The 13909-nt window shown below is 64.1% G+C and carries 12 protein-coding genes; 1 reads left to right on the top strand and 11 read right to left on the bottom strand.

The features are described 5' to 3' along the window. Positions 1–1012: 1012 nt before the first annotated feature. The 6 genes from G9373_RS35760 to G9373_RS35735 form a co-directional block, all read right to left on the bottom strand. Entirely contained in the window at positions 1013–2122 is a 1110-nt protein-coding gene (locus G9373_RS35760; protein ID WP_167119674.1) for an alcohol dehydrogenase catalytic domain-containing protein, read from the bottom strand. 231 nt (positions 2123–2353) lie between these two features. Further along, on the bottom strand, positions 2354–3850 hold the full coding sequence (locus tag G9373_RS35755; protein ID WP_167119670.1) for a 3-oxoacid CoA-transferase: 1497 nt from the start codon (positions 3848–3850) through the stop codon (positions 2354–2356). A 117-nt stretch (positions 3851–3967) separates the two neighbouring features. Beyond that, the gene (locus G9373_RS35750; protein WP_167119667.1) at positions 3968–5092 is read right to left on the bottom strand and encodes an alpha/beta hydrolase; all 1125 of its coding nucleotides are present in this window, start codon (positions 5090–5092) and stop codon (positions 3968–3970) included. Then, positions 5085–6287: a cupin domain-containing protein gene (locus G9373_RS35745; protein ID WP_167119664.1), complete on the bottom strand. Its 1203-nt coding sequence runs from the start codon at positions 6285–6287 to the stop codon at positions 5085–5087. The genes G9373_RS35750 and G9373_RS35745 overlap by 8 nt, the downstream gene beginning before the upstream one ends. 4 nt (positions 6288–6291) lie before the next feature. Then, entirely contained in the window at positions 6292–6822 is a 531-nt protein-coding gene (locus G9373_RS35740) for a cupin domain-containing protein (protein WP_133986899.1), read from the bottom strand. Then, the gene (locus G9373_RS35735) at positions 6815–7015 is read right to left on the bottom strand and encodes a hypothetical protein (RefSeq protein ID WP_206033146.1); all 201 of its coding nucleotides are present in this window, start codon (positions 7013–7015) and stop codon (positions 6815–6817) included. The genes G9373_RS35740 and G9373_RS35735 overlap by 8 nt, the downstream gene beginning before the upstream one ends. A gap of 173 nt (positions 7016–7188) precedes the next feature. On the opposite strand from G9373_RS35735, the gene G9373_RS35730 reads away from it, so the two are divergent. Further along, a complete protein-coding gene (locus G9373_RS35730; RefSeq protein ID WP_133986897.1) occupies positions 7189–8082 on the top strand; it encodes a LysR family transcriptional regulator in 894 nt (297 codons plus the stop codon). 51 nt (positions 8083–8133) lie between these two features. Here G9373_RS35730 and G9373_RS35725 read toward each other — a convergent pair whose 3' ends face one another. The 5 genes from G9373_RS35725 to G9373_RS35705 form a co-directional block, all read right to left on the bottom strand. After that, positions 8134–9453 carry an MFS transporter gene (locus tag G9373_RS35725; RefSeq protein ID WP_167119661.1) on the bottom strand — a complete coding sequence of 440 codons (1320 nt, stop codon included), beginning with the start codon at positions 9451–9453 and terminating at the stop codon, positions 8134–8136. A 508-nt stretch (positions 9454–9961) separates the two neighbouring features. Then, a complete protein-coding gene (locus tag G9373_RS35720; RefSeq protein WP_167119658.1) occupies positions 9962–10990 on the bottom strand; it encodes an LLM class flavin-dependent oxidoreductase in 1029 nt (342 codons plus the stop codon). A gap of 23 nt (positions 10991–11013) precedes the next feature. Then, positions 11014–12249 (bottom strand): FAD-dependent oxidoreductase, encoded by a 1236-nt coding sequence (locus G9373_RS35715; RefSeq protein WP_167119656.1) that lies wholly within the window; start codon positions 12247–12249, stop codon positions 11014–11016. Beyond that, the gene (locus G9373_RS35710; RefSeq protein WP_167119653.1) at positions 12246–12566 is read right to left on the bottom strand and encodes a 2Fe-2S iron-sulfur cluster-binding protein; all 321 of its coding nucleotides are present in this window, start codon (positions 12564–12566) and stop codon (positions 12246–12248) included. Before G9373_RS35710 ends, G9373_RS35715 begins: the two co-directional genes overlap by 4 nt. A gap of 2 nt (positions 12567–12568) precedes the next feature. Continuing rightward, positions 12569–13738: a cytochrome P450 gene (locus tag G9373_RS35705; RefSeq protein ID WP_167119650.1), complete on the bottom strand. Its 1170-nt coding sequence runs from the start codon at positions 13736–13738 to the stop codon at positions 12569–12571. Positions 13739–13909: the final 171 nt, after the last annotated feature.

Below are 13909 nucleotides of genomic sequence, written 5' to 3'. Positions count from 1 at the left end.
CTGGAGACGTTGCACCACAACAACATACTGAAGTCGAATTGCGTTTCGGGCCTCCGGCGTTATCGGGCTCATACCAGTCTGCGCCGGGCCGGGCCACCATCAAGACCATTCGTCCTCGCTCACGTCGCGGGCGCTGTGTCTTGACCCCCGGCCCTCATCCAGCGGTGTCCGCATGGAGCCGAAACCTGTAGAACGCCACCCTTGACAAGGCCTCCTCCTGCAGGGATGACAGTGCCTTCGCAACCTCGGGATCTGCCGGACCGTCAGCCGCATGAGCCGCCGGTTCGGCGGTGGTACGGGTATGCGCTCGCTAATCTGCGTATCTCGTCCGGGACACAGTTCGATTCAGGGACAACCTGCCACAACCGCTCGATGAACCTGCGCGTTGTTATTCCGAAGTGCACAAATATTTCCTCCTCGGTCGCGCCCCCGAATGGTGCCCACCTGATGGCGAACTCGATGAGTTGCTCAACGTCGGTGTCAGGATGGTTGCGCTTGCGGTTCGCATCGATCCAAGTGGCGCGCCGCCTGTGGCGCCATTGCCGATATTCACGAGAGTTCATGGGAATCACACATCTGATCGGGACTGAGGAAGCCTTTGGAAGTTTGGGAGACCTCGTCGCAGGAGGGAGGAAGGGGAGTGCAAGTTGCGCGCGCTATCGAAGGTTCCTCCTAGCGCCGCAGAACTGCGGGGCCCTCGCGTTCGGCCGTCGCACCGGCGCTGGCCTTTGGCGACCGGCTGACGTACTGTGCACGCGTCACTGGCATGGGTGATGTGGGTCAGCGATGCATCTCCTCCGTGAGCTACCCGGCGCTCGAGCGGGTTTCGTGCGAGACCCGGCGGATCCCGACGCGGTGTTGCTGGGGCACGATCGCCGAATCGGCGGATATTCTTCGGGCCCGCCGCCCCCTCGCGGTTCGAGAGTCCACGCGAGTGCGGTACTACGCCTCGCAACGGGCGCACCGGCCAGGGGGCGCCTGCGCCTGGTTCGGCTCGGGTGCCCCCTGAACGTCAGGGAACGCTGATGAAGTTGGAGAAACCGCCGTGCCGGGCGGGGAGGTCCTCGAGCGCTTCGTTGATCTTTTCCAGGGGGAAGGTGTGATGCTCGAGGATGGAGAGGTCGAGTTGGCCGGTGCCGACGAGGTCGGCCATGTCCTGGGCTTCGGCGGTGGAGAACCACACGCTCCCGAGGATTGTGAGCTGATTGGTCATCACCGAGATCATGTCCAGCTGAGGAGATTCCATCATGCCGCCGACATCGACTGCGATGCCGCCCCGTCGGAGCGTTGCGAGGGCGTCGAGGTATGCCTCGGCCGGTGCCCCGGGGCCGAGGGCGTCGATCACGACGTCGACGCCGTCGCCGTCGTTGTGCTCGCGGGTCCAGCTGCGTAGATCCCCGGATCCGGCAGTGAGCACGTGGATGCGGTCGGCGGCGATTGCCTTGACTTCGTCGAGAAGGTCAGCGTTGCGGCCGGTGCCCAACACGCGGGTCGCACCCATCGCGAGTGCGCTGAGACATGTACCGAGACCGAGGGTTCCGGATATTCCATTGATGAAGACGGTCGACCCCGGTCCGACGCCGGACCGGTGAAGGGCCGAATAGCCGGTTCCGAGGTAACCGAAACGGGCGCCCTCTTCGAAACTGACCGCGTCGGGAAGCTTGACCAGGTTGCGCTGCGGCGCAGTGAGGTACTCGCCGAGTCCGCCGTAGGGGTAGGCGTCGAAGCGTCGCTGTCCGTCCGCGCCGAAGGAAAAGTATCCCATGAACGTGTAGGAGTCGCAGTTTTGGTCCTGGCCGCGGCGGCATGCCCGGCAGGCCCCGCAGGACAGACCGGGATTGATGTAGACCCTGTCTCCCACGGCCACGTTCGTGACGTGGCTGCCGACCGCAGCGACGACACCGGCTGAGTCGAGCCCGAAGGTGGCGGGCAACTTCGGCAGCGGTAATTGCGGGAACCACTCGCCGTAGGATGCGAGGACGTTTCGCAGGTTCGGAACGATGTTGCAGGCCCTGACCTCGACGAGGACGTCGGTCGGACGCGGTTTTGGAACGGGAATCTCCTCAATCTTCAGCGGCTGGTCGAATGCGTGCAGACGGGCGACGCGCATGGTCGATTTCATTGTGTATCTTCCTGGGTTGGCGGTTGGGGCAGTGGAGTACGAGATGTGGTGGTGCACCCGCCGCATGTACAGGCGCCCGTATGGTTGGAACTGGTCTCAGGCAACTGGTGATGGGTGAGGTCGGATATGAACCGGTCTCGCGCACCGGAAACCGGCGATAGCTGCTGTTGTGCGTCGCGGAGGGATTGCCGAACACGTCTCCGCGGTGATGCGTTGTCGTTGCCTCAGGGATCAGGCTGGTGACGTGTGAAGTTCGACGGCGAAGTCGGGTTCGGTGGCAGCCCGGACGGCTTCTACGGTCACTCCCGGTGCGAGCTCTCTCAAGACGAGGCCGCGGACGGTGATGTCGAAAACGCATAGGTTCGTGATGATGCGTTCGACGACAGCCAGACCGGTGATGGGTAGGGTGCACGATGGCACGATTTTGAATGATCCGTCCTTGGCCACGTGCTCCATGAGGACGACGACCTTCTTGGCGCCACCGACGAGGTCCATGCCACCGCCCATGCCCTTGACCATCTTCCCGGGGATCATCCAGTTGGCGATGTCACCGGTGGCGGATACCTGCATCGCGCCGAGGATCGCGACGTCTATCTTGCCGCCGCGGATCATGCCGAAGCTGGTTGCGGAGTCGAAGATCGACGCCCCCTCGCGCAGGGTGACGGTGGCCTTACCGGCGTTGACCAGGTCGGCGTCCTCGTCGCCCTCGTACGGGTACTGCCCGGTTCCCAGCACACCGTTTTCCGATTGCAGCACCAGCTCGACATCGTCGGGAACGTAGTTCGAAACCAGAGTGGGCAGACCGATACCGAGATTGACGTAGTCCCCGTCCGACAATTCGGCGGCTGCACGGGCGGCCATCTGTTCCCGCGAGAGACCACGCAAGGTCGCGCCGCTCACCGCCGCTACGTCCGTAGCCGCGGTGATATCACCTGCCGTGGTGGAGGGCGTGCAGTTCGGCCGGGGGAGCGTGGTGCGCTTCTCGATTCGTTTGTCGGCGGCTTGGTCGGCAGTGAGGGGCAGTACCCGGTGCACATAGATGCCGGGGAGGTGGATCTCGTCAGGGTCGAGTTCTCCGGGGTCGACGAGGATCTCGACCTCCGCGATGGTGGTCCGTCCGGCCATCGCGGCGAGGGGGTTGAAGTTGCGGGCGGACTTGCGGAAGACGAGGTTGCCGTGCCGGTCGCCCTTCCAAGCTCGGACGAGCCCGAAGTCGCAGGTGATGGCTTCCTCGAGCACGTACGGGCGGGTCCGGCCGGCGAAGGTGATTTCCTGGACCGTTTTCGGTGGGCTCGTCTGCACGACCTGGCCCTGTGCATTGAACCGCCGGGGTAGCCCGCCTTCGGCGACTTGGCTGCCGACACCGGTTGCGGTGAAGAATGCCGGGATACCGGATCCGCCGGCCCGGAGTTTCTCGGCGAGGGTGCCCTGGGGGACAAGTTCGACTTCGAGTTCGCCTTGCAGGTACTGCCGTTCGAACTCCTTGTTCTCGCCGACGTAGGAGGCCACCATCCGCCGGATACGTCCTTCGTTGAGCAGTAGCCCCAACCCCCAGTCGTCGACACCGCAGTTGTTCGAGACCACTTCGAGGTTGTCGACGCCCGTCGTCAGGAGCGCGTCGATCAAGACGTTGGGAATTCCGCACAGGCCGAATCCTCCGACCGACAGGGAATCGCCACTGGCGATTCCCTCGATTGCTTCCCGTGCGGTGCGGACGACCTTGTCCATGACAAAGACCTCTTCTGTTCGGGTTGGCGCCGGATACTCGGGCACGGTCTGTCGACCACGCCCGAGCGTCGGACGCGTAGGTAGGTCATACCTGTGTACTGGCGGCGATCGACGAGATCAGTCGAGCCACTTGATGATCGAAGCGAGCGTGTCGGACACCAGGTCGGGTCGGCCGTCGAAGTAGTGTCCGGCGCCGGTGACAGCGAGTAGTTCCTTGCGGGGATGCGGTGCACCCTCATAGAGAGCGGACGCCATGGATGGGAAGCATCCGCGGTCTGCGGTTCCATAGGCGACGAAAACCGGCACACTCACCCGCTCGAGGCAGGTGGGGCCGTATCCGTTGCTGTCAGCGACACTCCATTGGGACAGCCAGGATCGCAGGGTGCTGAAACTTCCCAGGGTGACCGGTCGAAGATTCGCCGACATCGGATCCCCCCACAGGGTCCCGGGTTCACGGTCGGAGGCGTCGAGGGTGACATCGACGAATCGTGGGTCCGCGCACGTCCCGTGAACGTGGAACGGCAGATCCGGTACGTCGGCGCTGTAGCGTTCGGTCAGCTCGGTCAGCTGCGCTTTGACCCAGTCGGTGATGCGCGTCATCCGGCGGGCCTGGGCGTCCCGGTAGGTGGCCACCCACTCCGGATCGAGGGGGACAGTGCGACCGGAGAACAGATCCAGCTGTGGATCTCGCCGGAAGGGGTCGTCTTCGCTGATGATCGCGGGGTCGAGCCAGCCCTGGATCAGGTCGGCGCGGCCCGCGTGTGCATTGAGCATCACCAAGGCGTCCACCGGCGGTAGTTCGGCGCGGGTGAGGTCGGTGCCTCCGCCGCCGGGGGCGTCGCGAATGCTCGGGTTCTCGGCCTCGGCCTGGTACAGGGCGGCCAAACCGCCACCCCCGGAGTTGCCGACGAGCACGATGCGCTCGTACCCCTCCGTCTCGCGGAGGTGCTTGATGATCGAACCCAGGTCGGACACACAGTTTTCGAGGATGACCTGGGTGTCGTTGCCGGCGTAGCGGGTGACGACTCCGACCGCATCCATCCCGAGTTGCGCGCAGGGTGCCAGGGCGTAGTGGCCGACGAAATTCGAGCTCGGATGGCAGAACACCAGCACGGTGTCCGAACGCCGGCCCTCGGTCGCGCGCTCGCGGCCGCACCAGAGTGTGCCGGAGGCGCGGGCGATGCCGGAGTAGACGTCGCCGCCCATCGTGGCCTGCATCGGAACTGGGAGCAGCTCACGCATCACTGGGCACCTTCCGTGTGCCTGCGTTGGATTCTTCCAGGTTTGCCCAGGTGAATGGGTATTCCGGATCGACACAGTCCTTGAGAGCGGCGGACAGCTGCAGGGGCCGGTGGGTGTCGACCATGACCTGGTATTCGTCGGCGCGGGCGGCGCCGAGCGCTCGTTCGACGTTGCCCGGGTGCGGGCCGTGGATGAAGCCGGCCGGGTGGACCGTGATCGATCCGAGCCCGACGCCGGTGCCCTGCCGGGTCTTGGCCTGTCCCTTCGCGTAGAAGAGGACTTCGTCGCTGTCGACGTTGGAGTGGAACGGCGGGATCGGTACCGCGTTCGGGTTGTAGTCGAGCAACCGCGGGACGAAGTTGCACATGACGAAGCCGGGGGCTTCGAGGATCTGATGCATCGGCGGCGGCTGGTGCAGGCTGCCGGTGATCGGTTCGAAGTCGTGGATGCTGAAGCTCCACGGGTACATGCCGCCGTGCCATCCGACCACGTCGAAGGGATGGTGTTTGTGGACGTTGCGGGTCAGCCCGGTGCGGGTCCGGACGATGACGGGCACATCCGAGCCGGACTCGTCGAGCAGCTCGGTGGGGCGGCGGATGTCGAGTTCGCAGTAGGGGGTGCCCTCGATGAACTGCCCACGCTCGGACAGGTAGCGCTTCGGCGGATCGATGTGCCCGCGCGCTTCGACGAACAGCAGCCGAAGTTCGTCGTCTCCGCGGACGGTCCACCGGTGGATGGTGGAGGTCGGGACGATGACGTAGTCGCCTTCGACGATCTCGATCCGGCCGAAGGTGCTCTCGAGGGCGCCGCTGCCGCTTTCGACGTAGGCCAGTTCGTCACCGGTGCTGTTCTTGTACAGGCTGCTGTCTTCGGTTGCGACGGCATAGGAGATGCGGACATCGTCGTTGGACAGCAACAGCACTCGGTCCAGGACCGCGTCGCCCTTGATGGGCAGGCTGTGCGGGGTCAGGTGGATCGGCGAGAGCGGTTGGTTCGGGTGCAGGCCCTCGTCTGGGGTTTCGACGGTCTCGATCGCAGTCAGCGCGCTCGGCGGATTGCGGTGGTACAGCAGCGAGGTGTCGCCGACGAAGCCGTCTTCCCCGATCAGCTCCTCCCAATACAGTGAGCCGTCCGGTTGGCGGAATGCGACATGGCGCTTCCGCGGAACGTGACCGACTTGGGTGAAGAATGGCATGGTCTCAGTTCTCCTGCTTGGTGCCGATGAGGATCGCGGCCAGTGTCACGGTGCGGCCGCTGCGATTGCGCCACGCGTGTCGGGTGGCGTTCTGCACGACCAGGTCGCCGGTGTGCAGGTCGGTGCTGACCTCGTTGTCGAGTTCGAGGGTGACGTCGCCGTCGAGGACGAGGGTGTAGTCGATGGTGGGGGTGCGGTGCATTCCATTGGGCTCGAACGTCTCGGCAAGCCCTGGTGAATGCTCGAGCTGCTCGGCGATGTATCCGGGGCCGTCGAAGGTGGGCTCGGCCATCGTGGAGTCGGGTGGCAGGGTCAGGATGATCAGCCGGGTTTCGCCGACAGCAGGGAGTAGGGACTGCACACCGGGTGCGGGGTCGTCGCCGGTGGCACTGACCGGCTGTGCCGGGTCGGTTGACCACGCCACCGTCGAGGAGAATCCCGGGAACGATGAAAAGTCGTGTGCGCGTGCAGGTTGACCGTCGGAGACGATGATGGAATTGCCGGCGCTGTCGTGTCCGGTGACGACTCTACGCATATTGGGTCTCCGTGGTGTTGGTGTTGGTGCTGGTCGAGGCGGTGGTGGGGGCGTGTCGACGCTCCGCGGCCTCGCGGAATGCTCGCAATTCGCGGGGAATGTCGTGGCCGGCCGGTTGGTAGGGCACGGCGCTGGCGCCGGCGTCGTCCAGTTTGCGGAGCGTGGCGGCGGTGTCCGAGCGGGTGCCGGTCATGGTTCCACGGCGGACCACATCTGTACCAGTCGGGGCTTTGACCTGGACTTCTGTCGCGAAAGATACCGACATCTGGTCCCCTTTGTGTTGTGCGTCATGTACTGCTACCAATATGACAGCGGACACAATCTGTGTAAAACTAGTCTTTCCGACTTGAAAGATTGGTTTTGCTTATGTCGTCTGATTTCACGCTTCGCCAGATCGAGTACTTCGAGGCGGCCGCGCGACTGGGATCGATCACCGCCGCGGCTCAGGCCTGTCATGCGTCGCAAGCGGCCGTGTCCCTGGCGGTCGCGGATCTCGAGAAGAACCTCGCTGTGCAGCTCCTGGTTCGGCGCAAGGCCAAAGGAGTGGTGCTCACCGACGCTGGTGCACGGGTGCTCTCTGACGCGCGTCGGGTACTCGAAGCCGCGGGGGAGTTGCGGCGCGACGCACACTCGTTGAGCAACACTCTGCACGGCACGCTCACCGTCGGTTGCTACGTGACACTGGCACCGTTCGTCATTCCCCCCGTTCTCGACGAGTTCGCCGCCCGCCATCCATCCCTGACCGTCACCGTCATCGAGGGTGCAGGTGAGGAGATGCGAGATGCGCTCGTCGAAGGGCGATGTGAAGTCGCGTTCCTCTACGCCGACGACAGCAATGCCCCGCTCACCACAACCACCGTCCAAACCACAACCCCCTACGTCATCCTGTCGGCCGAACATCCGCTCGCCCATCAGGAATCGATTTCGTTGTCCGATGTCGCGGATCTTCCGTTGATCATGTTCGATGCCCCCAGCGCCCGCAATGCTGCGCAGATGCTGCGCAGCGAGGGGCTGAGTCCCAATATCCGGCACGTAACACCCAACATCGAACTTGTGCGGTGCCTGGTCGCGCGGGGACTGGGATACTCGATTCTGGTTCAGAAGTGGCCGGTCGATGTGAGTTACGAAGGAAAACCTCTCGTCGCGTTGCCGATTCGCGATTCCACCGATGTGCGCCGCGTGGTCCTCGCCTGGCCGGAGGCGGTCAAGCTGACGCGGCGCGCGGCAACGTTGATCGAGGCGGCGCAGGACCTCTTCTAATGGTCGTGCTCGCCTCGAAGTCCCCGCGATACTTAAGCTTGCCACGCATTTTTAATCCGTTGTGCTGGACACCGTTGCGAACTGTGTACGGGGGCTACGGCGCAACCCGAACACGCAGATGAGCATGAGTACGTTCGCTGCAACCATATAGAGGCCGATCGCCGTCGAGGTGCCGGTCGCTGCCAGCAGTGCCGTTGCGATGATCGGCGCTATCCCACCGCCGAGGATGGCGCCGAGCTGGTACGCCAGGGAGATGCCGGTGTACCGGATCTTGGTCGGGAATTGCTCGCTGAGTATGGCAGGGAGGACGGCGTAGGTGAGCGCGGTCGGAAGGACACCGAAGATGCTGCCGAGGGCGGCCAAGGCAAGGTTGCCGGTGTTGATCAGCGGGAATAGGATCACTGCTCCGGCAGCCTGCAATACCGCTGCCAGGAGTACGAGTTTGCGGGTGCCGGATCGGTCGGCGATCCCGGCCAGGAGCGGAATCGCCACCAACTGAAGGACGCAGACGACGATGCCGATGACGAGCAAGGCGGTCCGCGAGTAGCCGATCTCGGCGGTGCCGTAGCTGAGAGCGTAGGTCAGAACCATGTAGGTGGAGATGCCGGGAACGCCGGAGATCACCAGCGCGGCCAGTAGGGCGCGCGGATGGCGTGTGACGACCTCGAGCAGCGGGATGCGCTCGGTTTTCGCGGCCGCATTTTCGTCGAAATCGGGACTTTCGGGGAGCTTTCGCCGTGTGTAGATCCCGACGACGACCAACACGATGCTGCTGAGGAACGCCATCCGCCATCCCCAAACCGCGAAGTTGTCGCCGGTCACGGCGACCAGTCCCAGCAACACCGCGTTCGCCAACATCAGTCCGGCAGGCGAGCCCAACATCGGGGCAGAGCCGTATACGGAGCGGCGGCCGGGCGGAGCGTGCTCGACGGCCAACGACACCGCGCCACCCCACTCCCCGCCCATTGCTGCACCTTGGATCAGCCGCAGAACGACGAGCAGAACGGGGGCGATGACGCCAGCGGTGGCGTAGGTAGGCAGGAGCCCGACCGCGAAGGTGGAGATTCCCATGGCAAGCATGGTGAGGACCAACATCTTCTTCCGTCCCAACAGATCGCCGAAGTGTCCAGCGATCACACCACCGAGAGGGCGGGCGACGAATCCGACGGCGAAGGTGCCCAGAGCGGCGAGTTGGCCGATCAGCGCATCGTCGGAGGGGAAGAACAAGGGTCCGAAGACTAGAGCTGCGCACGCGGCGTAGATGTAGAAGTCATACCACTCGAGTGTCGTGCCGATGAAAGTCGCGGTGGCGACGCGGCGCGCTTCGAGTCTGCGCGTCTTTGCAGGTATGGCTTTGACCGGATTGGTCACAGAGTTCTCGCTTTCTGAACAGATCAGTGCAGCCGAGGCCCGCGTGTCAGTCGAGCCACTTGATGATGGAGCGGAATGTCGGTGACCAGATTCAGGTGTCCGTCGAAGTAGTGGCCGGCACCGGTCACCCTCACGATGTGCTCATTCGGTGCTCTGCGGCGTCGTAATGGGCGTGGGTCATCGATGTGACACAGCCCGTGTCAGCACCGCCGGAGGCGACGAAGACTGAATCGGCGACGAGTGCGAGGCAAGTGGGGGTGTCGCTGCTCGGAGATGTATCCGGGTCCGTCGAAGGTGGGCTCGGTCATCGTGGAATCGGTGGCAGTGTCAGGATGATCAGCCGGTTTTCACCGATAGTGGGGAGCAAGAACTGCCTACCGGCTGTGCCGGGTCGGTTGACCACGCCACCGTCGAGGAGATTCCGGGGAGCGACGAGAAGTGTTGTGCGCGTGTAGTTCAGCCGGAGACAGTAAAGGATTTGCCGAGCCTGTCGCGTCCGGTGACGACTCTACGCATGTTGAGTCTCCGTGGTGGTGGTGCTGGTCGAGGCGGCGGTGGGGGAGTGTCGAAGATCCGCGGCCTCGCGGAAGGCCCGCAACTCGCGGGGAATGTCGCGGCCGGCTGGCTGGTAGAGCACGGCGCTCGCGCCGGCGTCCTCAAGTTTGCGGAGCGTGGCGGCGATCTCCGAGCGGGTGCCGGTCATGGTTCCGCGGCGCACCACATCGGCGGTGATGAACTGCCGGTCGATGGCGTTCGGCTCGATGAGGTGACCGCGGTAAATCTCCAGGTGCCGACGGTGTTCGGGGACTTGGGCGACGGCCGCCGCGTAGCCGGCGGCCTCGGGCATTCCGGCCAGCGGACCGTGTTCACCCATGTGAAGAGCGAGTGAGGCACCCGGTCCTGCGGCGTCGATGGCACGGGCCGAGTCGATGGGCTCGTCGTCGTCGAGCACGGTGCCGTAGTAGGTCAGGTTGCACGCACCTTGATACGGAACAGGGCTGGCACCGTGGGTGGGGTTGGTGACCACACCCGCGCCGAGGCGTTGCGCAACGCCGAAGCCTTTCGGTCCGTGTGCGGCGATCCAGTATGTGACGTCGATCGGATAACTGATACCCGAGGCGGGGCTGTGCATGAGGCTCATCGTGGTGCCCTCCCATTCGACGTCACGGCCGGCGAGTAGTTCCTTCAACGCCAGGACGTATTCCTCGATGTAGGCCCATCTCGACGGTTTGCGGCCCAGATACGTTGAGCTGGTGAAGCCGGCGCCGATACCGGCATCGAAGCGTCCGGGGGCGAGCGTTGCCAGATAGGCGATCAGTGCGGCGTTGGCGGTGAGATGGCGTAGGTGGGGGGTGAATACGGACACGCCCAGGCGAATTGACGAGGTGCGTTTGGCCGCGAAGGCCACGGTGGCCCCGGTGTCGGCGTACGAGACGGGAACGTCGTACACCCACGCGCGTTCGTAGCCGAGTTCTTCGGCTAGCACGATGTGGTCGGGTGTGTTGATGGCCGGCGGGAAAACGCAGTTGATCTCCATGGTGGGAACACTCCTCGTCGATTTCAGACCCTCGTCGCGACCGGAAGAAGCGAACGTAGATCTGCGGCGCTGGCGATGTCGTCGGGTGTGGGCGACACCTCTGCTGCCAGCAGGCGGCGTGCATTGACGTGATCAGCGGGACGGTTGATCGATTCGACAGCGCGAAGCCGACCTTGGTCATATCGGAAGACGGAGAATCGTCCCGATTCGAGATCACCGCGGATGATGTCTTCGTCCGAGCAGGAGGTGTACCCGGCAATTTGTAACTTCGTGGTGGACTGGTGGCTCCAGAACCATGGCACGCTGCGGTACGGTCCGGGGTCCTCGCCGGTGATCTGTGCGGCGACGAGTCGGGCGTGATCGGTGGCGGCCTGCACTGATTCCAGACGGATTCGCAGGCCGGAGAAGCCGTCGGGGAAGTTGGCGCAGTCGCCGATCGCGAAGATGGCGGGATCGGGGGTGCGGAGATGGTCGTCGACGACGATGCCGTTGGCGACCTCGAGTCCCGATTCCTGCGCGAGGCGGGTATTCGGTCGAACACCGACGGCGATCACCACCAGGTCGGTGCGAATTCTTTCCCCGCCGGCGGTCACGACCGCCCGAACATGGTCGTCACCGACAATCTCGGCCAGGCCGGTGCTCAGTTGCACGCGGGTCCCGCGCTGGCGGTGCGTGGCGGTGAGGTAGTCGCTCGTGGTAGTCGACACCGCACGTTGCAGTACCCGGTCGGCGATGTCGAGGACACATGACTCGAGTCCGAGCCTGCTCGCTGCTGAGGCCAATTCCAGGCCGATGAATCCGCCGCCGATGCTGCTCAGATGCCGCGCGTGGCGTAGTTCCTGGCGTAGCGCTCGCGCGTCGGCGAGGGAACGCAACACGTGCACACCGCCGAGGTCGGCCCCCGGTATGGGCGGCACGATCGGGCTGGTCCCGGTGGCCAGGATCAAGTCCGTATAGGGCATTGCCGACCCGTCGTCGAGCGAGAGTTGGCGACCGGCCCGGTCGATCGCGGTGACCGTACAGCCGAGTCGCAACGTGATGCCCCGGTCGGTGTAGTACTGCTCCGGCCGAAAGGCGAGGTCGAGCGAGGCACTGCGGTCGGCATACAGGTAGTTCTTCGACAGCGGCGGGCGTTCGTAAGGGGGCTCGTCTTCGGCGCCGAGGACGGTGAGGAGCCCTCCGTATCCACGATCGCGTAGCGTGACCGCGGCCGTGATTCCTGCTTGGCCGGCCCCTACGATCACCACGCCGGAACTCACAGTTCCTCCTGCGGCACGTAAACGACCATTCCGTCGAACTCCTCGGTCACCGGTAGTTGGCAGCTCAGCCGACTGCTGGATACGCGGGGTGAGGTCGCGCAGTCGAGCATTTCGTCCTCGTCCTCGGTGACCGGTGGCAAAGAGTCGGCAACCGAACGCACGTGGACGTGGCAGGTCGCGCACATGGCTTGACCGCCGCATTCGGCGAGTATGCCGGGTACGCCGGCTGCGACCGCAGCTTTCATCAGGCTCACACCGATGGATGCGTCGACGTCGTCGGTGCGCCCGTCGTGTTGGACGAATTGGATGGTAGGCATTGTCATCGCTCCCAGGTTGTAGGCAGCGTAGTGGGTCCGCGAAATACCCAGCCCGCCATCTGTACGTCGTCGGGTCGGGGCAGTGACAAGTTCGGCAGCCGACGGAAGATCGTCGGCAATGCAATGTCGGCGATCGAGATACGCGCGACCCAGGTTCCGAGGCAGAAGTGAGGACCACCGCCGAATGCTACGTGGGAGGCCACGTCTCGATGGACATCGAAGGCGTCGGGGTTGGCGAAGACGGTCTCGTCGCGATTGGCGGAGGCGATGATGACGCCGAGCTTGTCACCGCGGTGCAGTGTCTTCCCGCCGAGTTCGACGGTGCCGGTCACCTCGCGCGGGTACATGCCGATCGGTGAGATCCATCGAACTGCCTCGTCGAAGACCTTGCGCCAGCTGATCTCCCCGCCGAGCACGGCATCTCGCTGTGCAGGATGACGCAGTAGGCCGTAGATGGCCACCGCTGTCGCATCGCGGGGCTCGTTCACCCCACCCCCGATGAAGATCTTGATGTTGGTCCGGATCTCGTCGTCGGACAGGCCGGAATTGGCCATCGACGAAATCACCGTGGGAGCGTGGTCGCGTTTGGCGGCCGGGATTACTTCGGTGACGGCGTCGTCGAGGTCCTCGCAGGCGGTCGCGCACCGTCGCCAGACCTCGGGATCGTCGGTGTAATTGCCGCAACCGTCGATGAATGCCTGCGACCACCGCTGGATGTTGCCTGCGGTGGTGTTGTGCAGACCGAGGATGGTTGCCAGGTTGCGCGCTGCCAGCGGCGCAGCGAACTCACTCACAAGGTCACCATCACCGCGCTCGATGAAGGCGTCGATCAACGCGTCCGCATTGTTCCGAAAAGCTGGTGCCCAAAGCTCCTTGATTACCTTCGGCCGAAGCGGTCCCTCAGCGGCCTTGCGGATCCGGCGGTGATCATCGCCGTCCTTGCGTAACAGGGTGGCCCCGATGGCGCGAGTCATCAGCGAAGGTTCCTCGACGGAGCTGAACAGCTCTGGGTTGCGCTCGACCTGCATCACGTCGTCGAACCGCGTCACAAAATATCGATTGACCGACGGGACCCACGCCACGGGATCCTCCGCCCGCAGGCGGGCATACACCCCGTACGGGTCGGCTTCCAGCGCTGTGACCTGGACTTCTGTCGCGAATGATACCGACATCTGGTCCCCCTTGTGTTGTGCGTCATGTACAGCTATCAATATGGCAGCGGACACAATCTGTGTAAAACTAGTCTTTCCGACTTGAAAGATTGGTTTTGCTTATGTCGTCTTATTTCACGCTTTCGGCAGATCGAGTACTTCGAGGCGTCCGCGAGCCTGAGATCGTCCGCC

The organism is Rhodococcus sp. A14 (genome assembly GCF_011603105.1).
Lineage (GTDB): Bacteria > Actinomycetota > Actinomycetes > Mycobacteriales > Mycobacteriaceae > Rhodococcus_F > Rhodococcus_F opacus.
The sequence above is the reverse complement of the archived record's forward strand: the minus strand, read 5'-3'. Positions and strand labels throughout refer to the sequence as shown.